The 22,947-nt window shown below is 61.4% G+C and carries 19 protein-coding genes and 2 pseudogenes; 7 read left to right on the top strand and 14 right to left on the bottom strand.

Annotated elements, in window-relative coordinates:
• Positions 1–1,218 carry a glycolate oxidase subunit GlcF gene (gene glcF, locus J3P85_RS16245; RefSeq protein ID WP_434702414.1) on the top strand — a complete coding sequence of 406 codons (1,218 nt, stop codon included), beginning with the start codon at positions 1–3 and terminating at the stop codon, positions 1,216–1,218.
• A 20-nt stretch (positions 1,219–1,238) separates the two neighbouring features.
• Here the strand turns inward: glcF and arsJ are convergent, their stop codons facing one another.
• The 4 genes from arsJ to J3P85_RS16265 all read right to left on the bottom strand — a co-directional run bounded on the left by arsJ (position 1,239) and on the right by J3P85_RS16265 (position 5,722).
• Positions 1,239–2,459, bottom strand: coding sequence for an organoarsenical effux MFS transporter ArsJ (gene arsJ / locus J3P85_RS16250; RefSeq protein ID WP_434702416.1), 1,221 nt, complete (start codon positions 2,457–2,459; stop codon positions 1,239–1,241).
• A 9-nt stretch (positions 2,460–2,468) separates the two neighbouring features.
• Entirely contained in the window at positions 2,469–3,473 is a 1,005-nt protein-coding gene (locus tag J3P85_RS16255; protein WP_434702417.1) for an ArsJ-associated glyceraldehyde-3-phosphate dehydrogenase, read from the bottom strand.
• 367 nt (positions 3,474–3,840) lie between these two features.
• Positions 3,841–4,470, bottom strand: a complete 630-nt coding sequence (locus tag J3P85_RS16260) for a LysE family translocator (RefSeq protein WP_186706241.1) — start codon at positions 4,468–4,470, stop codon at positions 3,841–3,843.
• Between the two features lie 85 nt (positions 4,471–4,555).
• The gene (locus J3P85_RS16265) at positions 4,556–5,722 is read right to left on the bottom strand and encodes an MFS transporter (RefSeq protein ID WP_434702419.1); all 1,167 of its coding nucleotides are present in this window, start codon (positions 5,720–5,722) and stop codon (positions 4,556–4,558) included.
• 95 nt (positions 5,723–5,817) lie between these two features.
• On the opposite strand from J3P85_RS16265, the gene J3P85_RS16270 reads away from it, so the two are divergent.
• The gene (locus J3P85_RS16270; protein WP_434702420.1) at positions 5,818–6,711 is read left to right on the top strand and encodes a LysR family transcriptional regulator; all 894 of its coding nucleotides are present in this window, start codon (positions 5,818–5,820) and stop codon (positions 6,709–6,711) included.
• Between the two features lie 12 nt (positions 6,712–6,723).
• On the opposite strand, the gene J3P85_RS16275 is transcribed toward J3P85_RS16270, so the two are convergent.
• Positions 6,724–7,113: a MerR family transcriptional regulator gene (locus J3P85_RS16275; protein WP_434702421.1), complete on the bottom strand. Its 390-nt coding sequence runs from the start codon at positions 7,111–7,113 to the stop codon at positions 6,724–6,726.
• Between the two features lie 44 nt (positions 7,114–7,157).
• The gene (locus tag J3P85_RS16280; RefSeq protein ID WP_225917636.1) at positions 7,158–7,529 is read right to left on the bottom strand and encodes a carboxymuconolactone decarboxylase family protein; all 372 of its coding nucleotides are present in this window, start codon (positions 7,527–7,529) and stop codon (positions 7,158–7,160) included.
• Between the two features lie 379 nt (positions 7,530–7,908).
• Here J3P85_RS16280 and J3P85_RS16285 point away from each other — a divergent pair, with 379 nt between their 5' ends.
• The 3 genes from J3P85_RS16285 to J3P85_RS16295 all read left to right on the top strand — a co-directional run bounded on the left by J3P85_RS16285 (position 7,909) and on the right by J3P85_RS16295 (position 10,616).
• Positions 7,909–8,355: a transporter suffix domain-containing protein gene (locus J3P85_RS16285; protein WP_434706389.1), complete on the top strand. Its 447-nt coding sequence runs from the start codon at positions 7,909–7,911 to the stop codon at positions 8,353–8,355.
• 73 nt (positions 8,356–8,428) lie between these two features.
• Positions 8,429–9,559 (top strand): HlyD family secretion protein, encoded by a 1,131-nt coding sequence (locus J3P85_RS16290; protein WP_434702423.1) that lies wholly within the window; start codon positions 8,429–8,431, stop codon positions 9,557–9,559.
• Complete coding sequence (locus tag J3P85_RS16295) at positions 9,549–10,616, top strand: DUF2955 domain-containing protein (RefSeq protein WP_434702424.1); 1,068 nt, start codon at positions 9,549–9,551, stop codon at positions 10,614–10,616. Before J3P85_RS16290 ends, J3P85_RS16295 begins: the two co-directional genes overlap by 11 nt.
• 5 nt (positions 10,617–10,621) lie before the next feature.
• On the opposite strand, the gene J3P85_RS16300 is transcribed toward J3P85_RS16295, so the two are convergent.
• The 5 genes and pseudogenes from J3P85_RS16300 to J3P85_RS16320 form a co-directional block, all read right to left on the bottom strand.
• Complete coding sequence (locus J3P85_RS16300; protein ID WP_434706390.1) at positions 10,622–11,533, bottom strand: sensor histidine kinase; 912 nt, start codon at positions 11,531–11,533, stop codon at positions 10,622–10,624.
• Positions 11,534–12,139: pseudogene (locus J3P85_RS16305) on the bottom strand (ATP-binding response regulator); the annotation flags it as partial.
• Positions 12,131–14,395 (bottom strand): annotated as a pseudogene (locus J3P85_RS16310) (ATP-binding protein); the annotation flags it as partial. The pseudogenes J3P85_RS16310 and J3P85_RS16305, both read right to left, overlap by 9 nt.
• Positions 14,396–14,421: 26 nt before the next feature.
• Positions 14,422–15,519 (bottom strand): ABC transporter substrate-binding protein, encoded by a 1,098-nt coding sequence (locus J3P85_RS16315; RefSeq protein WP_434702426.1) that lies wholly within the window; start codon positions 15,517–15,519, stop codon positions 14,422–14,424.
• A gap of 281 nt (positions 15,520–15,800) precedes the next feature.
• Positions 15,801–16,700, bottom strand: a complete 900-nt coding sequence (locus J3P85_RS16320; RefSeq protein WP_434702427.1) for a fatty acid desaturase family protein — start codon at positions 16,698–16,700, stop codon at positions 15,801–15,803.
• Between the two features lie 143 nt (positions 16,701–16,843).
• Between J3P85_RS16320 and J3P85_RS16325 the strand changes: the two genes are divergently transcribed.
• Positions 16,844–17,866 (top strand): AraC family transcriptional regulator, encoded by a 1,023-nt coding sequence (locus tag J3P85_RS16325; protein ID WP_434702429.1) that lies wholly within the window; start codon positions 16,844–16,846, stop codon positions 17,864–17,866.
• Positions 17,867–17,935: 69 nt separating this feature from the next.
• On the opposite strand, the gene J3P85_RS16330 is transcribed toward J3P85_RS16325, so the two are convergent.
• Both J3P85_RS16330 and J3P85_RS16335 read right to left on the bottom strand, forming a co-directional pair.
• A complete protein-coding gene (locus J3P85_RS16330; protein WP_434702430.1) occupies positions 17,936–19,207 on the bottom strand; it encodes an OmpP1/FadL family transporter in 1,272 nt (423 codons plus the stop codon).
• A gap of 590 nt (positions 19,208–19,797) precedes the next feature.
• Positions 19,798–21,048 carry an MFS transporter gene (locus J3P85_RS16335; protein ID WP_434702431.1) on the bottom strand — a complete coding sequence of 417 codons (1,251 nt, stop codon included), beginning with the start codon at positions 21,046–21,048 and terminating at the stop codon, positions 19,798–19,800.
• Positions 21,049–21,150: 102 nt separating this feature from the next.
• Between J3P85_RS16335 and J3P85_RS16340 the strand changes: the two genes are divergently transcribed.
• Positions 21,151–22,119 (top strand): AraC family transcriptional regulator, encoded by a 969-nt coding sequence (locus J3P85_RS16340; RefSeq protein WP_434702432.1) that lies wholly within the window; start codon positions 21,151–21,153, stop codon positions 22,117–22,119.
• Here the strand turns inward: J3P85_RS16340 and J3P85_RS16345 are convergent.
• The gene (locus tag J3P85_RS16345) at positions 22,092–22,862 is read right to left on the bottom strand and encodes an EAL domain-containing protein (protein ID WP_434702433.1); all 771 of its coding nucleotides are present in this window, start codon (positions 22,860–22,862) and stop codon (positions 22,092–22,094) included. The two genes, J3P85_RS16340 and J3P85_RS16345, sit on opposite strands and share 28 nt — an antisense overlap.
• Positions 22,863–22,947 lie beyond the last annotated feature (85 nt).

Raw genomic sequence — 22,947 nt, forward strand, 5'->3', positions numbered from 1 at the left:
ATGCAGACCACTTTGAGCGACGACGCCCGCCAGCTACCCCGCGCCGAAGAAGCCGAGCGCATTCTGCGCAGTTGCGTGCACTGCGGTTTCTGCAATGCCACCTGCCCGACCTATCAACTGCTGGGTGATGAACTGGATGGCCCGAGGGGCCGCATCTACCTGATCAAGCAGGTGCTGGAAGGCAACGAGGTCACGCACAAGACCCAGCAACATCTGGATCGTTGCCTGTCCTGCCGCAATTGCGAAACCACCTGTCCTTCCGGCGTCGACTACCACAACTTGCTGGACATCGGCCGGGCGGTGGTCGATGCGGCAGTGCCGCGCCCGCTCGGCCAGCGTCTGTTGCGCGAAGGGTTGCGCGGCGTACTGCCCAATCCCGGGCTGTTCAAAGCGCTGGTGCGCAGTGGCCAGGTGTTCCGCGCGGTGCTGCCCAGCACGCTGCAAGTCAAGTTGCCGCGCAACGTACATCCGGCGAAGCCACGACCGACCACCCGTCATGCCCGGCAAATGCTCATGCTTGAAGGCTGCGTGCAACCGAGCCTGTCGCCCAATACCAATGCGGCGGCTGCACGGGTACTGGATCGGTTGGGGATCAGCGTTACCGCGATTGGCGAGGCCGGTTGTTGCGGTGCGCTGGACTATCACCTGAACGCCCAGGCCACCGGCCTCGACCGTGCCCGCCGCAACATCGACGCCTGGTGGCCGCGCATTGAAGGCGGTGCCGAGGCCATCGTGCAAACCGCCAGCGGCTGCGGTGCCTTCATCAAGGATTATGGTCATCTGCTCAGCGGCGATCCGGCGTATGCCGACAAGGCCGCAAAGGTCAGCGCCCTGGCCAAGGACCTGGTTGAGGTACTGCGCGGCGAACCGCTGGATAAGCTCGGTGTACACGGCGACCAGCGCCTGGCCGTTCACTGCCCCTGCACATTGCAGCATGCGCAAAGACTCGGAGGCGCGGTCGAAACGATCCTGGAAAAGCTTGGGTTCAACCTGACACCGGTGCCCGACAGCCACCTGTGCTGCGGCTCGGCGGGCACTTATTCACTGACCCAACCCGAACTGGCTCGGCAACTGCGGGACAACAAGCTCAATGCCCTGGAAAGCGGACGCCCCGACGTCATCGTCACCGCCAATATCGGCTGCCAGTCCCACCTCGACGGTGCTGGGCGAACCCCTGTCAGGCACTGGATCGAACTGGTCGAAGCCGCGCTGCCTTGACCGACAAAATCGGAGGAGCTTCAAATCGCCTTGGCATGCCTGGGTAATGCCATGGAAATCAGCGCGGCCAGCAATACGAAGGCGCTCGAGATCCACAAGCACGTTTCCAGACCGTACAACTGATAGACCCAGCCGGAGAGTACCGTGCCAATCAGTCGTCCCAAGGCGTTGGACATGTAGTAGAAACCCACGTCCAGCGACACGCCGTCTTCCTTGGCATAGGACACGATCAGGTAGCTGTGCAGGGACGAATTCACCGCGAACAGCACGCCAAAGACCATGAGGCCGCCGAGCAGTACCGTCTGTGGCGACCACCCGCTGTCGAGCCCAAGGGCAATCAAGGCTGGCAGGCCCGCCAGGGCAAGGGCCCACCCAAAGGCTGCACGACCATCCGGCACATGCCCGCTTTTCTTGCCGGTGATGTGGGGGGCGAAGGATTGCACGATGCCGTAGCCCATCACCCAGGCCGCCAGGAAGCCACCGACCTTCCAGAAATCCCACCCAAAGACGCTGCTCAAGTACACCGGCAACGCCACCACGAACCAGACATCGCGGGCACCAAACAGGAACATCCGCGCCGCCGAAAGAATGTTGATTGCCCGGCTTTTGGACAAGATGTCACGAAACTTGGGTTGGGCATTTGCCTTGCCCAGGTCCTTCTTCAACAACATCAAACTGCTGGCCCAGATCAGCGCCAGGACAGCCGCCATGGCCAGCAACGCACCTTTGAAACCGACCAAGGCCAACAAGGCGCCGCCAAGGAAGAAGCCGACGCCCTTGAGGGCGTTCTTCGAGCCGGTGAGGATCGCCACCCACTTGTAGAGCTTGCCTTGCTGCCCATCGGGGACCAGCAGCTTGATCGAGCTCTTGGCACTCATCTTGTTCAGGTCCTTGGCGATCCCTGACAGCGCCTGGGCCCCCATCACCCAAGGGATGGTCAGCCAGGCCAGCGGAACCGTGAGCATCAGCAGCGCCGCGACCTGGAGGCCCAGCCCGATGTTCATGGTCCGGTTCAGACCCAATCGAGCGCCCAGATAACCGCCCACCAGGTTGGTGATCACGCCAAAGATTTCATAGAACAGAAACAACGCGGCGATTTGCAGCGGACTGTAGCCCAGCGCGTGAAAGTGCAGCACCACCAACATGCGCAGGGCGCCGTCGGTGAGGGTGAAGGCCCAGTAGTTACCCGTCACGAGCAGGTACTGCCGCACTTGCGGCGCGAGGGCTGAGAAGGCTTTCATGGCCGCTCCTCAGACGGCCAGACCGACCAGCCTGGCCAGCTCGACGGTGCGGTTGGCGTAACCCCATTCGTTGTCGTACCAGGCATAGAGTTTGACCTGGGTGCCATTGATGACCAGGGTCGACAGCGCATCAATGATCGATGAGCGCGGGTCGGTGCGGTAGTCGATGGACACCAGGGGGCGCTCTTCGAAACCGAGGATGTCCTTCAACTCGTTCTCGGAAGCCTCCTTGAGCAGCTGATTCACCTCTTCGACGGTCGTGGCCCGCTCGACTTCAAAGACGCAGTCCGTCAGCGAAGCATTGGCCAGCGGCACGCGTACCGCGTGACCGTTCAGGCGTCCACGCAGCTCCGGGAAGATCTCGGCGATGGCCGTGGCCGAGCCGGTGCTGGTGGGAATCAGGCTCATCCCCGAAGCACGGGCACGACGCAGATCCTTGTGCGGCTGGTCGAGGATGCTTTGGGTGTTGGTCAGGTCATGGATGGTGGTAATCGAGCCGTGGCGAATGCCGAGCTTTTCATGGATGACTTTCACCACGGGCGCCAGACAGTTGGTGGTGCACGAAGCCGCGGTGACGATGCGGTGCAACGCAGGGTCGAACAGGTGCTGGTTGACGCCCATGACCACGTTCAAGGCGCCCTGCTCTTTCACCGGAGCGCAGACCACTACACGCTTGACGCCCTGATCCAGGTAGGCCTGCAAAATCGCCACGGTTTTCATCTTGCCGCTGGCCTCGATCACCAGGTCGCAGCCCGACCAATCGGTGTCGGCGATCGCTTTGTTGGCCGATACCTTGATGCGCTTATTGTCGATAACGACGCTGTCGCCCTCGGCGCTGGCTTCATTGTTCCAACGGCCATGCACCGAGTCGAAGTTGATCAGGTGCGCATGGGTCGCCGCGTCACCCGCTGGGTCGTTGATCTGCACAAATTCAAACTCTGGCCAGCTCCACGCTGCTCGCAGAGTGAGGCGACCGATCCGACCAAAACCATTGATGCCTACTTTGATAGTCATGTTGTTGCGCTCTGTCTCTGTTGTCCGCGGGGAGGTTGGCACCGGTTAGCGTGGCCGTTGCCACCTTCGGCCTGCCGTTCGGAGGTGAAACCAAGCGACTAGTTTGCAGAGCACATGGCTGCGCGTCCACGAAATGCTTCGGGTCGGTGAACACCTGCCCGCGCTGCACCGCCTCGAAGAGCTCGGGGTAGGCCCTGTGGCGAGGGAGCTTGCTCCCGCTGGGTTGCACTGTAGGAGCTGCCGAAGGCTGCGATTTTTTGATCTTTCGCTTGAGATTCAAATGTCTGGGGAAAGATCGCAGCCTCGCTTCGCTCGACAGCTCCTACAGTGCAGCCGAGCGACATCTACTGTCAGTACGGCATTCGGCTCAAGCCGGATTGGAAACCGCCAGCTTGAGCCCAAACGCGACAAAAACACCGCCCGTGAGCCGATCAAGAGCTTTCAGGGCCGCCGGGCGTTTCAGGAAATTGCTCAGTGGCACCGTCGCCGCCACCAGAATGCCGAACCAGGCCAACGTCAACAGCACATGTAACGCCGCAAGGAAGAAGGAGTAACTGGCCACGCTCGCGCCACTGGGGACAAACTGAGGCAGGAACGTGATGTAGAAGACACCGATCTTGGGGTTCAGCAGGTTCGTCAATAAACCGCGGATAAAGGCGTCACGCGCAGACGCGGCCACGCTCTCGCTCCCCTGCCCTTGCAACGTTGTCCTGGGTCGCAGCAGCAGTTTGACGCCCAACCAGACGAGATAAGCTGCGCCGACAATTTTCAGCGCAAGGTAAGCCCACTCCGAAGCGTGCAACAGGGCCCCAAGCCCCAGCGACACCGCGGCGCCCCATACCAGGCAGCCGAGCACGATACCGAGGGAAGCCATCGCCGCCGAACGTCGACCGCCAGTTGCGGTAGCGCGAAGCACCATGGCGGTGTCCACGCCGGGGGTCACCGTGAGCACTGACGCAGCGGCGATGAAGGCAAGCAGCAGGGATAAGTCGCTCATTTGGATGTCCATGGCAGTCGGCAGCCGGTCTGGCTACCCACTCTAATGAGCCACTTGGAGTCTGGTCAAACGTTCCGTGTATCCATCACACCGCCGCAGCCGCACCCACTCTTGAACGCCAGGCAAAAGCCAACACCATCAACAGCCCCAGGCCAGCCACTGCCGCTCCGGCCAGGGAAATCGCCGGATAACCCAACCCCGCATTGATCACCGCGCCGCCCAGCGCCGCGCCGATCGCGTTGCCGAAGTTGAAGGCACCAATATTCACGGCCGAGGCCAGGTTAGGCGCGTCCTTGGCGGCTTCCATCACGCGCATTTGCAAGGGCGGCACCAAGGCAAAACTGGCGATGCCCCAGATCAAGATGGCGACCGCTGCTGGCAGCGGCCAGCGCATCAATACGGTGAAGGCCAGCAAGACAAGAATCAGCACGCTCAGCGAAACGATCAAGGTGCGGTCTATCGAGCGATCCGCAGCCTTGCCGCCCCACATATTGCCCAACGTCAGCCCCACTCCGAACAGCACCAGCATGGCGGTGATGAAAGGGGTGGATGCACGAGTCTCGCTGCTCAGGATCGGGGCGATGTAAGTGAAGACGGTGAACATCGCACCTGAGCCGACGACGGTCAGGGCCAACGCCCCCAGCACCGGACCACGGCCCAATACCCGGATCTCAGCCAGCACACCAATGTTTTTCGGCGCAGGCACATTGGGCAGGGCAAACCACAACGCGGCCATCGCCACCACACCCAGGCCGGTAATCCCCCAGAACGCGCTGCGCCAGCCGAACAGTTCGCCAAACCAGGCGGCCAGCGGCACGCCGCCGATGGTCGCCAGGGTCAGGCCCATGAACATGGCAGCGACCGCGCCGGCACGCTTGTCCGGGGCGACTACGCTGGCGGCGACGATGGAACCCACGCCGAAGAACGCACCATGGTTCAGTGAGGTCACCACCCTGGCGACCATCAGGCTGTAGTAATCGGTCGCCAGCGCAGACATCAGGTTACCCAGGGTGAAAATCGCCATGAGTCCGATGAGCAGATAGCGCCGGGGAATCCGCCCGGTGGTCAGGGTCATCAGCGGTGCGCCGAGCAATACGCCAAGGGCGTAAGCACTGACCAACAGGCCCGCGGCGGGAATCGAAACGCCGAGATCGGCAGCGATGCCCGGCAACATGCCCATGGGGGCGAACTCGGTTACGCCGATGCCAAAGGCACCCATGGCGAGTGCGACAAGTGGTGGATTGATACGCATTGGAAGGCTCCTCATCTATGCCGCAGATGCTACGATCCAACCTTTCCTGGCGGTAGATGGCATTTTTGGCAATCACCTTTGCGTAAGGAGCACAAATGGACTTCAACGGTAGATCAGGTGAAATGGCCATGTTCGTCACGGTGGCGCAGGAAGGCAGCTTGTCGGCCGCCGCACGTGCATTGGGGCTGACCCCGTCGGCGGTCAGTCGCGTCATCGCCCGTACCGAACAACGCCTTGGCACCCGCCTGCTGTTGCGCACCACGCGAGCGATCACCTTCACCGCCGAGGGCGAGGCTTACCTGCGCGGCGCCCGGCGAATCCTCGCCGACATGGCCGAGGTCGAAGAAGCCGTCGCCGACCAAGGCGTGCCCAAGGGCCGTTTGCGGGTCAGCGCCGCCCTGGGTCATGGGCGGCAGACCATTGTTCCTCTGGTGGCAGCCTTCAGCGCCCATTACCCGAATATCGTTGTCGACCTCACCCTGGGCGATGAAGTGGTCGACATTCTCGGCGGCCAGGCCGACGTGGCGGTACGCTTTGGCCATCTGCCCGACAGCCCGCTGACCGCGCGCAAGATCGGCGACACCGGTCAGGTGGTGGTGGCTTCGCCCGAATACCTTGAGCGCCATGGCACACCCCGGGAACCGGAAGAGTTGCTCCGGCACAACTGCCTGCGCTTCAACTTCCGGCGTGCCGAACCCAACTGGCCGTTCACCCGCGACGGTAGAGCGTTTTCCTTGAAGGTCAGCGGCAACATCGAATGCAGCAGTGGTGAGGCACTGGCACAACTCGCACGGGTAGGTGCTGGCATCGCGCGTATCGGCGATTTCACCGTGAGAGAGGACCTGCAGCGCGGCGACCTGATACCGCTGCTGGAAGAATGGAACCCCGGAGACCGGGAGCCGATCCATGCGGTGTTCGTCGGTGGCTCGGCGATGCCGGCGCGGGTACGCGTGTTCGTGGACTTTCTGCTGGAGCATCATCGGATTTGAACAACCGCCCTCCTAGAACAGGTGCGAAACATCCTCCCCCGCTTCAAGCCCACGGTAATAATCAATCTTGACTTGCAATGCAGCCACGGCGTTTTGCATGGCAACCACTTCGGCTTGTACCTCCTGTAAATGGCTCTCCAGCATCTGGCGGCGTTGGGCAACCGTGGAATCCCCGGCGCTGCGCAGTTGGGCGAATATCTGCATCTTGCCGATGGTCATGTGAGTGGTGCGTAGACGCAGCAGAAAATCAAGCCACGCCATATCAGTCGGTGCATAGAGCCGTTGCCCGCCGGCCGCTCGGGCGACCGGTGCCAACAGACCGATGCGTTCGTAATAGCGCAGGGTATACGCCGTGAGGCCGGTACGCTTGGCGACCTGATTAATCGTCTGATAGACGTTCATAAGCACTGTCCTTGGCCATCGGTGTGGTCATGCAGGGAGCCCGTTTACTGGGGACGCGCGGCGATCTTGATGCCTCGTTTGGCGAACACTTCCCGCGCTGCGCTAATGCCATTCAACGCGCTTGGAAAGCCAGCATATACCGCCATCTGGATGATGATCTCAACGATTTCCTCAGGCTTACATCCGACATTCAGGGCCCCCTCTATGTGCACCTTGAGTTGAGGTTGCGCATTCCCCAACGCGGTGAGGGCCGAGATGGTTGCCAGCTCGCGTGTGCAAAGCGCGACGCCAGACCTGGAAAACACATCACCGTAGGCGAAATCGACTATCCACTCACCCAGCTCGGGCGAAATGTCGCTCAGCGAGTTCACCACGGTGTTGCCGGTGGCTCCGGTGATTTTTTCCAGGGTCTCCATGCCCTTTGCTCGTCGATTATCCGGCTCGGTTGCCGGCGCTACAGTTACGCACGCTGAAAGCACGAGCCCCGTTGCAACGCTAAGTTTTTTAAATGTCATGGCCTATCTCCTTGTTTAAGCCGCACAACGGAACTGGCCGTTTTGGCGGTGCAACAAGAAGGCTATTGGTTAGAGCGCGCTCTAAGTCAAGCGTCCGGTGCTAAGGGACTGCTGTTAAAAGAACGCGTCAGCAGTCCAGCTGCTAAGCTCAGTTTTGCTCCAGACCCTACCCACAATAATTTCTAGACGAAGGTAAGGCAGCATGACCACGGCTCAGCCCCCGGCAACCTCAAAGTCCGCGAAATGGCGCTTCAAGCTAGGCATCGCCATCCTTTGTCTGATGCTCTCGCTGTGGTTGTTGGTGCCGCTGGCAGCGGCTGCGGATGTCCCCCGCTCCACCATCGCGGCGATCACCGGCGCACTGTTCATCATCAACAAGGTGCTGTTGCTGCTGGTCATCGCGGTGATGGGCAAGGCGGGTTTCCAGGAGCTCAAGCAACATGTGTTCGGCTACGTGTCGGGCCTTGTGCCCAGCGCCGAGCTGGAGGTCAGCGTTACCCGCCACCGTATTGGCTTGGTGATGTTCTGCTTGCCCTTGGTGTGCTCCTTTCTCGAACCCTATGTCGACGCTTTCGCACCCGGCCTGCGTCCCAATAGCTGGGCATTGCAACTGCTTGGCGATGCACTGTTGGTGAGCAGCTTTTTCGTCCTGGGTGGCAATTTCTGGGAGAAATTGCGCGCGCTGTTTATCCGCACCGCACGGGTCACGACCGCCGACCCGGTCTGAACCAACGCCCGGATCGCCTCCCCCCGGCGCTCTGTCAGCTGTTCTTGAAATGCCATGACTCGCAGGTGCCGACATGCCCGGAACACAGAATCCGCCCGTTTCCTTCGAGCCTGAACGCCAGACTGAACCGCCGCCTGAAAAGCCTGGGCCAGCCAACCCATTGCGGCGTATTGCGCTAGGCGTTGCGATGTTGATCGCCGTGCTGTTCACCCTCTCCATCTTCATGGAGCGACGCACGCCCTCGACGTCACAAGCCGTGGTGCAAGCTTATGTGGTCGAAATGGCTGCCGAGGTGGGGGGCCGTGTGACAGAAATCGCCGTGCTCGACAATGCCCGTGTGAAGGCCGGCCAGGTGCTGTTTCGTATCGACCCGCAACCCTACAAACTTGTCGTCAACGAGGCTGAAGCGCGACTGGAGGAAACCGGCCAAACCTTGGGTGCCAGTACTGCCTCGGTGGATGCCGCCCAGGCACAGCTGGTGTCGGCGCGGGCGCAGCGCGACAACATACGCGAGCAAGCCCGGCGGGTGAATCAGTTGGTCGAGCGCGGTGTGTTCGCCCCCGCCCGCCAGGATGAATCCAAAGCCTCGCTGAGCTCCGCCGAAGCGGCCGTGAGCAAAGCCCAAGCCGACCTGGAACGGGCGCGCCAGCAACTGGGGCCCAAAGGCAACGACAACCCGCAATTCAAGCAAGCCCTGGCCGCGCTGGAAAAAGCCCGGCTGGATCTGGTGCGTACCGAAGTCATTGCACCCGCCGATGGCGTAATCACCAACCTGCAGCTCGCCATTGGCCAGGTCATCAGCGCTGGCCAACCGGCACTGACCTTCATCGACAGGGGCACGGTATGGGTGTCTGCGGCCTTCAAGGAAAACAGCCTGGAGCATGTGCAGGCTGACGACCCGGCGGAACTGGTGTTCGATGTCTTGCCGGGCCGGGTATTCAAGGGCCATGTTGAAAGCGTTGGCTGGGGTGTCGCGCAACAAGATAGCAGCAACGCCGCACTGCCCTCCGTGCGCAACCAGAGTGGTTGGGTGCGCGACCCGCAACGCTTTCCCGTACGCCTGATCGTGGAGGAACCGCACCCGATAGGCCCACGTTACGGCTCGCAGGTAACCGTGGTGATCTATACCGATGACAACCCCATGACTAACGCGCTGGGGGCACTGATGACACGCCTGGGCGCCTGGCTGAACTATGTCAATTGATGGGTCAATTGATGGGCAAGCTGCGCTGGAACGGCTGCGGATCAAACGCCAGGGATTGCGCGTCGCCCTGGCCGCGACCGTAGGCTTGTGCACGGGTCTGGTCCTGGGTGACATCCTGCCCTTTCTCGCGCCCTTGTTTGCCACCCAGTTCCTCTTGGCCAGCCGCCGTCCGCCCGCGTTATCCCAGGGATTGATAATGCTGCTGGCGAGTCTGCTGACCGGCGCGCTGCTGGTGGGTATGACCGGCATGTTCGGTGAGCGGCCTTGGGTGCTCCTGCCGTCGCTGTGGCTGTTTTATTTCGCCTGCTTTACCGCCCAAGGCCGACAACTGGGCGGCGCGGGACCGGCGCTGATGCTGGTGATTGCCATTGTGGTGCCGATGCTCGATACCGTGCAGCGCGATCTGGGCGAGTCCATCGTGCTCGTTCTGGTCAAGGCGGTCAGCCTGGGTTTGCTACTGACCTGGGGCGCCCATGCGCTGCTGCCCGACCCTGCGGGTGAACAGGCCGACCCGCAACGCGCTCAGCCGCGCGAGCTGACGCTGGTGATTCGCCAGGCCATGGCCAGCGCGGCGATTTTGCTGGCCATGATTGCGCTGTGCCTGAGCGATCCACGATTGGCCACAGCGATGGTCGTGCCCATCACGGTGGCCTCGTTGCTCAGCCAGCTCTCTCTGGACATGAGCAGCCGCAGCGCCCTCGGGCTGGTGATGGTCAACCTGCTGGGTGGGGTCGTGGCTTCCTTGGCCTTTACGCTGTTCGAACTGCGGCCGACCTTGTGGCTGGTGGCGCTGATCCTGCTGCTGGTCAGCCTGCTGTTTGCCGGCAAAGCCGCCGTGGGTAACACCGCTGGCAAGGTATTCGGCGCAGGGCTCATGACGTTCCTCATCCTGTTCGGGCTCGGTGTATCACCGTTGCCGACGGAAACGCCCCAGCTGTTTTCCACCCGTATCGCCTACGTGCTGTTTGCGGTTGTCTATGCCATTGGCCTGGCCGCGCTGCTGTGGCCCAGCGCGCGCGTGCAGCGGCCCATCGCAGTCACCAGGTCCGGCGGGTAAAACCTTCACTCATGGGTCGCGGGCATATCGTCGACCGGCTGGACGTGCCGGTTCGGTGTGCTTCGCTGACTCAGCGAAGCATCAAGAGGAATATCGAGGGTAAAGGTTGCGCCCTGTCCGGCCCCGTCGCTGTGCACGGTCAAGCTGCCACCCATTTCCTGCGCGGCCAGCGCGCAGCTGTGCAGGCCGAAACCGTGACCGTCTTTGCGCGTCGTGAAGCCATGGGAAAAAATACGCTTGAGGTGCTCAGGCTCAATCCCATTGCCGTTGTCGGCCACCGTGATGCGCAATGCTCCGTCAGCGAGGAACGCGCTGAACGTGACGCATGGGCTGCGATCGACCACGCTGTCCAACGCCTGCTTGGCATTGTTGATCAGGTTCACCAGAATCAGCAGCACCCGATGCCGGTCCAACGGCAGCAGGGGCAAGTCGGCAAGGTCCTTGACCACCGTCACCTCCCGGCGCGCCAGTAATCCCGCACTCATGCGCAAGGCATCGTCGATCAGCGCTGCGACTGGCACTGTCTCGACAATACTGACGGCGACGGCATAGGACTGCTGGGCCGCGACAATGGTTTTGATGTGGTCAATGCCCTTGGTGAGTTGCCCGAGCTCTTCGATGATGCCCTCTTGCTCTTCCGTCACCACCTTTGCCAGCTTGAGCAGGTAATCGGGCAGCATCTTTCCCTTGTGGTTGTTGGTGAGAAAATCGCTCAGGTCATGGACGTGTTCGCTCATCAATTGAGCCACCTTGCCCAGCCCCTGGGCCTTGGAGGAACGCATCTGACTGCTGACCAGTTCTGCCGATACGTTCACGCTGTTGAGGACGTTGCCGACGTTGTGCAGCACGGTCGTGGCGATTTCGGCCATGCCCGCCTGGCGGGATTTTGCATGCAGTTCGGTTTGCACCTGGCTCATGCGTAGCGCCGCGCGCACACGGGCCTTGAGCTCCAGCGGCGAGAAGGGTTTGGCGATGTAGTCATCGGCGCCACTCTCCAGCCCGGAGACGCACGCCTCGCTACCACCGCGGGCGGTCACCAGGATCACCGGTAAATGGGCAAAACCGGCGCTGGCCTTGATCCGGGCTGTCAGGCCAAAGCCGTCAAGCTTCGGCATCATCACATCCGAAACCACGACATCGATGGGGCGAAGCTGCAGCAGTGCCCAGGCCTGCTCTCCATCCGTTGCGGTGGCGACCATGTAGTCGTCGTGCAACAGTTCGCTGAGATAGCTGAGCATTTCCGGGCTGTCGTCGACCACCAGTACTTTGGATCGCAAGGCATGTTCCGGATGCTGCTCGTCGTCTGTGCCTGGCGTCGATGCCCGGTCGTTGCGACTGCCCTGGCGGCCGTCGTCAAAGCGCAGGTGGCGCTGCTCTATCGTGCTGGTTGTGCTTGGCGACGATCGCTCGTGCATATGGCTGGCTTCGGTCGGCACAGTGTGTTGCTCAGCCCCCAGCGGCAGCCGGACAAAGAAACGCGAACCTCGTCCGGGCTCGCTGTTGACGCCGACTTCGCCCCCCATCAGTTCGGCCAGGTCCTTGACCAGGGCCAGGCCAATGCCTGTGCCGCTGTAATGGCGCGTGGCGGAATTGTCGATCTGGGAAAACCGCTGGAACAGCAGCGGCAGTTTGTCGGGCGCAATGCCAATCCCCGAGTCTTGCACCGCGAGTTCGAATCGCTCGCCATCCATTGGCGTCACCGCCAGGTGCACGGTGCCGCCGGCGGGCGTGAACTTGATGGCATTGCTGACCAGGTTGAGCAGAATCTTCTCGAAGTGTCGGGGATCCAGGAACACCGTGCCGAGCGCGGGATCGATGCTGGCGGTCAAGGTGCAGCCCTTGCCCTCGGCCACCATGGCGGCATCCTCGGCCAGCACACCCACCACCGTGTTCAAGTCAATGGGCGTTGGACACAGTTCAAACTTGCCCGCTTCGGCCTTGGAGAAATCGAGGATGTCATTCACCCGGTTCATCAAGCGCAGCGCATTGCGTTGGGCGCGTTCGATTTGTACCCGCCAGTCCACTGGCGGGGTGGTCGCCGCTGAAAGCTGCTCCAGCGGGGCGAGAATGAGGGTCAGCGGAGTGCGCAGTTCGTGGCTGACCGTGGCGACGAAATCACTCTTTGCCTGGTTAGCGGTCTCGGCCTGGTTGCGCGCCTGAATGAGTTCGACGGCTTGCGCCTCCAGCACTTCGGTTTGTTGGTGCAGCGTGTCGGTCCGTTCGGCGACCATTCTTTCCAGAGAGGCCTGGACTTGCTGTCGTTCGGCCTCGGCTTCGGCCTCCAGCACGCGGATGCGCAGGGCATTCTCCTGGAACACCCGTACGGCACGGGTCATGATGCCAATCTCGTCGCCGCGTCCGGCGCTGGCGATCTCGGCGTTCAGGTCACCGGCGGCAAGCCGGCGCATGACCGAGGCCAGGGCCACGATGGGCTGCGCGACAAATCGCGACGTGCTCCAGGCGATAGCGCCGGCCAGCAGAATGGCGACGGTGCCCGCAAGTATTGTCGCAAGCATGCTGCGATCATTGTGGATCAAGGCGTCGGAGCGCGCTTGGCCAGCGAAGCGCGCCACCAACAGGCCGGCGCTCCGTGCCTCGTTGCGAACCTGATCGCGCGCGCCGCCCAGGGCATTGCTCGCCTGATGGAACCTGGCGAATGCCGCCCGGTAACCGGCGATCTGATCGCTGACCGTCAGGGGCGTAGCCTTGGCTTGCAGCCCCACGGACGAAGGGAGAACCCGAGAGAGACGGGAAAGCTCGTCCAGGATGGCGCCGACCGAACTGGCGATCTCGGTCGACGGTGACAGACGGAACGACAAGGTCTGCGCCTCCAGGGTGGCGACACGCTCGGCGAAACGCTTGGACAACGCGGCGGCATTGTGCAGCAAACCGGTGGCTGCCTGAATGTCGCTTGCGTCATGGGCGACCTGCCCCTCCACGTCAGCCAGCATTGTCTCGAGGCGCTCAACCACATCCCCGACGACAGCGAGATGCCGCAAAGCCTCGTCCCCCCGGAGCTTGGGCGCATCGCCAAGATGCTCGAGCGCCCGGCTGGCAGCAGCGAGCGCCGTCGCCAATTGATCCAGGGTCTCTCGCTCCTGTGGCGCCCCCATCAGTTCGCGCAGTTGTTCGACCACGGGCTGGAGTGCCGCGCCGGCACTGCGCGCCGCAGTGGCGGCCGCCCCGTCACCGGTCACCAGCACCCTGGCCACATTGGCGGTGATGATCCGTTCGCCGTTGCGCAGGGTATCCAGGATGCGATGAGTACTTTCGATATTGCCCGCCCGCGCTTCGTGCTCAACGGCGCGGGACTCAACCCCCTTCAACCCATCGGCGATGCCCTGTTCGACCAGGAGGGTCGCCTCTCGCATCCGGCCGTAGTGGGCTGTCATGTTTTCCGTTTCACCCTCCATGGCCAGGCTCGCCGCCCGCAAGGTGGCGATCGCCGCGGCGAGCCGTTCCAGGCTGCCCTTGAGCGATTGCGCCTCGGCCACCGGAATGGCGGAAAGACCGGCGATAGCCGCCGCCACCATGCCTTCGGCCTGGGACAGGCTTTCCTGGTCGCGGGTGGCAATGAAGTTTTCCACCCGTCCGGTGGCCCCGTTGACCGAGGCCAGGATTTCCGCGGAATGGCTGGCGGAATCCACCGCACGTACCATGCCGCGCAGGCCGTAGAGGTTCACCAGCGACACCGCCAGCATCAGGAACACCAGCGCGGCGACCGCCAGGCCAATCCTGACGGCAATGGGCCTGTCTGTGGCGAGTTGGAATGTCACCATGGCGCCTCCCCGCTTCCCGCGCGCCACTACTGTTTGGTAACTTCCGGCAAAGGCGTGGGCGACGCCTTATTGTTGATGGCCGCGTCGATCATCGCCGCGACGGAAGCCTGGCTGTAGAAAGGATTGGCGGCACCGCCCACCGGCATCGTGGCGAGCCAGGCGTCCAGGTCTTTCCCATCGATACGCACCAACGGCACTTCGACGAACTTAGGCACCTGCTTGCCCGCCAGGATCTGCTGGGCCACCCAGAAACCCACCTGGGAAACGCTCGGAGAGGCGGAGACAGAGACGGTCTCGTAACCATTGGCATCGCGTTCCTGTTTCCACAGGGCGAGTTCATCCTGACGGTTCCCCATCACGATGATCGGCAATGGGCGCCCCGCCGCCTTGAACGCCATGGCCGCGCCATAACCGTCGCCCCCTTGAGTCGCGACGGCATCAATGCCGGGCAGCGACGGCAGCGCCAGCGCCACCTCCTTGCGTGCCACGGAAGCCGTCCAGTTCCCGTACACCGTCTTGGCGAACTTCAGGCCTGGGTAGTCGCCAGCGGCCTTGCGAATACCGTCGCTGATATTCTTATCGGTGGCATCGCCGGCAATGCCGCGAATCTCCAACAGCGTTCCGTTCCCCTTGAGGCGCTCGGCGATGTAATCGATTTCCACGCGGCCCATGGCAGACCAGTTGTAGTCCACGGTATAGACACAGCTTTCGGTGACCAGGCTGGCCATCACGACCACCACGATGCCGGCGTTGCAAGCGTCGCGGATCACCCCATTGAGGGCCGTGTCGGACGCGGCCAGGATGACGATGGCGTTGGTGCCCTTGACGATCAAGTCCTGGATATGGGCCGCTTGTTCCGATGCGGAGTTATTGGCGCTGACCACCGGAGCCTCCCGGATCAAGCCATCCTTTTGCGCCTGGGCCGCGATCTCCTGCCAGTTGCTCACCATGACTTTGCGGAAATCGCTTCCCGCGTAGGAGTTGCTGAAGGCAATGCTATAGCTTGCGGTCGGGCCGTCGGCGATACCGCCCTCGGCCGCTTGGGCTGGAGGGGTGGCAACCATCGCCAGCCCGGCCACGCAGCCAGCGAGGCGCCACACGATATGGGATACCAAGCCGCTCATTCGGCCACTCCCGAAGAGAACCGAGCAGGAAAAAACAGGCACATACAGACTCCTTTCTTGGGCGGCCGACAATTGAAACCAGTACATTGCTGCAGTGGCAATGAGCATAGTCTCAACATGCCCGCTCCGCGCGGCCATGGAGAATTTCAGCCAACTGAGCGATCCATAAGAGCTCACAGTGGCTGCTGCACCGGCGGGTCTCCATCTCAACAGCTCCACGCGGAGCAATTGCTTTACCACCATCCCGCCACCCAATGGCGAAGAATATGTCGCAACCCTTGTTACTCAGGACGTCGAGCAGCGTCGACATTGCGTCGATTGAAGGCGCCGATCATCGGCGTACCGTGAGCACGCATGATCGGCTCGATACGGCGGTGCAATGCGTGGTAGCGATAGAACGGCACCCGTGGGAACAGGTGATGCACGGAGTGCAGGTTCTGGCCGAGCCAGAACCACTCCAACGGTTTGATCCAGCCGGGCATGATCAGGCTGTTGGTGTTCCGGTAACGCGTGGACTCCTGGTAAGGCACGTGGGGGCGATAGGCGAACCAGTACGCGACGAAGTACCCACCGGCCAAGTAGCCGAACACCAGTAGCACCCAGGTATGTTCTCGCTCAATGAACGCAATGAGCGCGGCACGCCAGCCGATCGCGAACAGCACCTCTGCAATGTAGATTGCCTTCACCCGCCGTGGAGCAGTCGGCCAATAATCGCGAAACAGGAAGGTGTTCTGGACCCACAGAAAACGAAATCCGCACGCCAGGAACGCGAGAAATCCACCGCTCATGCCATTAACGACGTAGTCCGGATCCTTGTCCGGCTGGTTGGTGAAACGATGGTGGGTGAAATGCTCGACCTTGTGAGTAGAGAACGGCACCATCATCAAAGGCGCGACCAGGTACCCACAAAGATCATTCAGCCACCGCAATCGATGATGAGCACCATGAATATTGCCATGCACGGCCTCATGCAGGGGTGTATAGGACATGTAGGTGACAACGGCATAAATCAGTGTCGCCGTTGGCAGGGACAACTGGCCTGTCGCGAACAGATAAAAATCGCCGATAAGCGATGCCCACACCAGTAGCACCAGTGCCATCGTCGGCCAGGCCAGTTCAGTGGTGTATTCGCGTGCCGTGGCAACGGCTTTTTTATTCAGCGCGTCGAGATCCTGATCCATGGTCGTCCTCCCGGGACGTTCTTATTGTTGGTGGGTTGCGCAACCTTAGTCGGTAGTCATGTACCCTTAGTAGGACCTGGGACGCCTATTGCCATGCATTTCTGGCCAGGCCGTATCACACCGTTGTCTTAGAAGTTTTCGGCATGGGCATACCAAAGCACGCGATCTTCAAGCACCCCGTGGCCATCAGTCAGGTGATGGTGAATTTCGCTGCGCGCTATGGCGTCGATGCGCAGACCTGCCTGCTGGGCACCGGCATCATCGAAGCGCAACTGCGGGACGCGGACGCCCTGATCGCACGTGAGCAGGAGATGCGCCTGATCGAAAACCTGATGCTGGCTTTGCCGGACGTTCCCGCGTTGGGCTTCGAGCTTGGCCTGCGGTACAACGTGGCGACTTTCGGCCTTTGGGGATTTGCGCTGCGAACCAGCCGCAATGTGCGCGAGGCCGTTCAGTGCGCCTTGCGCTACCTGCCGCTGAGCACGGCGTATTGCCGGTTGGAGATATTCTGCGATCAGCATGAATACGGCACGAGCGTCGACGCCTCAGCGATCCCGCACCACCTGCGGCAATTCCTGCTGGAACGAGACATGGCGACCAGCATTCGCCTGTTCGACGAGCTCGCGTTGTCGGGATTGCGCCTGCTACGGCTCGAATTTCAAGGCAGCCCGCCGGCGCACGCGGACCGAATCGAAGCACTGAGCGGCATCGCGCCGCACTATGGCTGTTCGCGCAACGCCATCGTGCTGCGTCGGCAAGATGCGGAGTTGCCGCTGCCGATGTACGACGCACATCTGGTCCGGTTATTGGAAGAGCAGTGCCGCGCGCAACTGGAGAGACGGCAAGTCGGCGGCGTCACCGGCCAGGTCCGACAACTTCTGTTGGGGGCAACGGGACTGGCAGCGTCCCTTGAAGAGGTTGCCAATCAGCTGGCGATGGCGCCGCGCAGCCTGCATCGCAGGCTGACAGAGGAAGGCACTACTTTGCGCAAACTCGTCGAGGCGGAGCGTAAACAACTCGCCGGGCAACTGTTGGGAAATACCGAGATGAAGCTGGAGGATCTAGCGTTTCAGCTTGGCTACGCGGATGCTACAGCCTTCGCGCGTGCGTTCCGGCGCTGGTTTGGACAGTCGCCGAACGCGTATCGGAAAGTCTCAACGCGGTGAGCGCGCCTAAAAGACCGGGAGGCAACAGGTGCCCCCCAGTCGTTCAGATACCGTAACGCGGCAGTCCCATCAGAAGCGGTAGCTGACCGAAGCACCCAGGCCATTGGCGCTGTTCTGATACTTGGAACGGTAGGCACCCCGGGTCGCTGAGGTGTGGTTGACCTGCACGCTCTCCTCCTGCAGATAAGAATAAGCGACGTCGATCGTGACATCTTCCACCGGTGTCCAGCCAGCACCGAAGCTGATCACCGTGCGGTCACCCGTGGGGATACGCGGTCCGCGATTGGTGTTATTGGCGGGCGACTGGTCGACCGACAAACCTGCGCGAAGCACCCATTGGTTGTTCAACCGATACGCCGCACCGATGGCGTGAGCCCAGGTATCGTGCCAATTCTGCTCTTCGGTAATGGTGCCGAGCGAGCCGCTGAGCAAAGGAGGCAATCCCGAATTCTCGATGGTCAGTTCCTTGAAGCGACTCCAACGCGTCCAGGTACTCCCCGCATACAGGGTCCAATCATTGTTGAGCTGATGAGTCACCGAGACGTCCACCGACTCCGGGGTATCCACATCCAGCGACGCGTCATAGCTTTCGCCACTGACGCCCAGCACGCTGAAAATTCCATCGGTGACCTTGGTCTTGGCGTCCAAGTGGTAACTGACCTTGGAATGGTAGGTCATCCCCAAACGGGTCCGGTCGGTAGCCTGCACCAGGATCCCGGCGTTGAAACCGAGGGCCGTATCGTCGCCAGTGCTTTTGAGTTTTCCATCGTTGCGGCCAGGGCTCAGTGGATTGGGCACCATTCCCGATATTTCACCGCTGATTCGGTTGAGGGTGGGACCGAAGCCAATCGAGACTTTGTCGTTAAAGGCATAGCTGACAGTGGGCTGGAACGTAAGGGTCGTGACCTCGCTTTTGTTGGCGTAATAACGCCCGGCAAAACCGCTGCCATAATCGGTGATCAGACCGAAAGGAACATAAAAACCAACACCGAATGCCCAGTGCTCATCAATGGGCTTGACGTAGTAACCCATTGGCACCGTGGTCACTGGCACCATATCGCCGTCCTCTTGGCCACCGAAGGTGCTGCTGGTTTGGCTTATGTCGGACTTCGCGAAAAGCATCGCCGCGCCGACACTCACCTCCTCTCTCTTCAATCGAGACATGCCTGCCGGATTGCCGAAAACGGTGCTCGCATCTTCAGCAGAGGACGAACGACCGGCAAACCCCGATCCCATTCCGCTGATGCTTTGTTCATTAAGAGCGAATCCGCTGGCAAGCACATGAGAAGTTGCGAGCAGAGCGGCGAGCCCCAGTGGGGTCTTGAGCATTATTTTTTTCATTATTTGAACTCTTGAAACAGCAGCTGAGGTGGATGGAGCTCGTGACGAATTGCTAGCAACTGGGCAAGGCTGGGCATATCAGCGCTCCCTGAACGGGCTGACAGTGGTCCCCGTAGAGACCTGCCAGGAAAAACCGGAAGCCTGCCGCGGCGCTGATTCATGGTGATCTCTCGAGACAAACGCGTCATATTTATTCATGTGACCATTTGTGTCAATAGTCACAACCCGAACAAATAAAGAGACTGATGTGGCATTGCGCCGGCAGGGTACGCTTTTCCCGGAATAGGCTGCGCAGAAGGGGTTCGGAGGCAATTCAGAAGCGTTGACGACTCAAGTCTGTACTGAAAGCGAAGGCGGCTCCCTCGAACATGCCTGCAAGGTGGTCCCGGTTTTCAGCGCCCTGTTTAAACTCAATCGCCCACGGCGGAAGATGACATCAAACTGCCTGTACATTTTTTGAGCGCCCGTTGAAACGCGCTGCCTGCCTGGCATCAGCGCGGTTATCCACAGACATACTCACGGATTTCTTGGATAACTAGGTCGCCGTGATAACACCGCTTCTCAGAAATCGGGGCGGCTGGGAAGCAGGATCAGAGGTGCAGCGCGGGCCTGGCCTGGGCATTGCCATGGGCAGAAGGAACCCGGACCCGCAACGCAATCAGCAACGCGGCCAACAGCATCAACACAGCCGCCGCCACGAATACGCCGACGCTGCCGCCGAGGCTGAACATCGCACCGCCAGCAGCGGCGCCTGTTGCGATGGCCGACTGTACAGATGCCACCACCATGCCACCGGCGCTTTCCGCCTGATCGGGTACCGCGCTGGCGACCCAGTTCGACCATGCCACCGGTACACCACCAAAGGCCAAGCCCCAGATCGCCAGCAGCACCGCCTGCCCCGGCACCGAGGCCGGCAACAAAACCAGCGCCAGTGCTGCAACGCCCACCAACGTCGGCATCAACACCAGGGTGGCCAGCGGGCGGCGCTCAAGCAGCCATCCGGTTAACAACGTGCCGCCAAAGTTCGCCACACCGAAACCCAGCAGCATCAGCGATAACCCTTGCGGGCCGATGCCAGTGGTCCCTTCGAGGAACGGCCGGACATAGGTGAACATAGCGAAGTGGCCGCTGTGCACCAACACACAACCGAACATGCCCATGGCGATGCCCGGGCGCTGCAGCACTTGCAATACAGTGCGCAGGCGTGCCGGCCGGCGCGGCGCAAGGCGTGGCAGCGTGAACGACTGGAAAGCCAGGGTCACCACGCCGACTGCCGCCGCTGCAAAGAACGCGCTACGCCAGCCGTATAGCCCGCCCAGGTAACTGCCCAGCGGGACCGCAACCACCGTCCCGACGGCAATGCCGCTGAAAATGATCGAGAGCGCCCGGGGCAACAAAGCACCCGGCACCAAGCGCATCGCCACCGCTGCCGCCATGCTCCAGAACCCGCCAAGGGCGATACCCAGCAAGATACGCATGACCAGCAGCACCGCGAGACTGGAGGAAACGGCGACCAGTAGATTGGAGGCGATCATCAACGTGGAAAAACCCAGCAGCACCCAGCGGCGATCGATACCGCGGGTAAGGCCTGGCACCAGCAGGCCAGCGAACAGTGCGACCACGGCAGTGACCGTTACCGCCTGGCCAGCCAACGCTTCGGACACCCCCAGGTCGGTCGCCATGGGCGTCAACAGGCTGGCCGGAAGGTACTCTGCAGTCAGCAATCCAAACACGCCCATTGCCAACGAAAATACGGGCATCCATGCGGGCGTCGCAGGTTCAACATCCGCCCCGGCGCCGAGATGGCTGTCGGATACGGCATTACAAACACAGTCAGTCATTGCTCGGGTCTCCCAATTGTCATTGCGACCCGCAGTCTAGGCGTGCAAATCTGGATGATCTATGATCAAGAACCTCTATTTTTTGATTGAAACACCTGAATAATGCCTACCGATCAGTTTGCCCTCTCCTCGGAACTCATCAATGAGCTGTTGCGCGGCATGCGCCTGCGTGGCGTCGAATACCGGCGTATTCAAGCCGGTCCAACCTTCGGCCTGGGCTTCGCTGCCAAACCCGGGCATGCCTGGTTCCACTTCCTGGCCGTCGGCAATGCGGTGCTGCAAATGGAAGACGGGGCAACGTATGCGCTGTCTGCTGGAAACGCCGTATTCATCTCCCAAGGTGCGGCCCACCAATTGCTTTCCCATACGGATGTTCCTGTTCAAGACATCGACCGTCTGGACGGCGCCCCCCTCGGCGATACCGTGAGCGCGGTAGATGCCGGAACCGATGCCAGCCCCACGCCGCCCACCGTTTTGTTCAGTGGCTGCATGGAATTTGAACTGGGCAGCATCCATGGCCTTGGCAGGCTAATGCCGGACCTGATGCTGATCGATGCCGGCGGCCAGCGTTACCCCGGGCTGGTGCCTATCCTGACCACCATGGAACGCGAGGTCAGCGCCGCACGTATCGGCTTCGCGGGCATACTTGCGCGATTGGCCGACGTGGTGGCCGCCATGGTCGTTCGCGGTTGGGTGGAGTGCGCCTGCGGTAATGCCTCTGGCCTGGTCGCCGCATTGCGCGATCCACGCTTGGCCAACGCACTCCTCGCGCTCCATCAACAACCGGGGCGCGACTGGACCGTTGCGCAGCTGGCGGAGCAATGCAATACCTCTCGCTCAGTCTTCGCTGACCGTTTCCAGATGACGATTGGCATGGCCCCGTTGCGCTACGTGACCGAGCTGCGAATGCGGCTGGCGAGCCAGTGGCTGACGCTCGAAAGGCTGCCGATTGAAGAGGTGGCGCAGCGCTTGGGCTATACCTCCCAGGCCGCTTTCAGTCGCGCATTCAAGCGCATTACGGGCAAGACGCCTGGATTGAGTCGTCAGTCAAAGCATCCCGCCGGAAGATGACCGACCTCGGGTCTTGCATACAAATATCCCTGCATCAGCTCGATCCCCATGCCTAGAAGCGTCGAGCTTTCTTCACGGGTCTCGACACCTTCGGCGATGACCAGGATATCCAAGCGCCTGGCGACCAGGATGATGCCTTCGACGATCGCTTGCTTGGCCAAGTCTCGATCGATGCTTCGGGTCAGTGCCATGTCAATCTTCAGCACCTGCGGCTGGAACATGGCCAGCAGGTTAAGGCCCGAATACCCCGCGCCAAAATCGTCGATGGCGGTAGTGAAACCCTGGCGCTCGTACTCCACGAAAATCGATTTGAGGTGATCAGGATCGACCACCTTCTCGCCTTCGGTCACTTCGAACATGAGCCTTTCTGGTGGGAAATGGGCCAGGCGCGCCGCTTCCAGGGTAGCCCGGATGCACGTCTCCGGCCGGTATACGGCGTTCGGGAGGAAGTTAATGCTCAGCAAGCAATCGGGAATGTCCAGCAGGCCCAGCCTTGCAGCTTCCTCGATGGCTTTCACCCGGCAAGCCTGGTCGAATCGGTAGCGGTTGCTGTCGTTCACGAGCCCCAGGATGTAGCCAGCCGATTCGCCATTGACGCCTCTGACCAACGCTTCATAAGCAAACGCAGCGTGTGTCCGCACGTTGAAAATGGGCTGGAAGGCCATGGTGAAATCGAACCCCAGCGCCTCATGGTTGCGGCATTCGGCGCAACCGAGCGATTGGAATGGAGGGCTTTTCGTCATGAGCAATATTCCGTGGCGGTCAAGATACATTCCTGCGGTTACCAGGAACTGTAGCCGACACCACCTGAGTCGGCGCGGGCCGAAG

The organism is Pseudomonas sp. Z1-12 (assembly GCF_051132015.1).
Classification (GTDB): Bacteria; Pseudomonadota; Gammaproteobacteria; order Pseudomonadales; family Pseudomonadaceae; genus Aquipseudomonas; species Aquipseudomonas zanjanensis.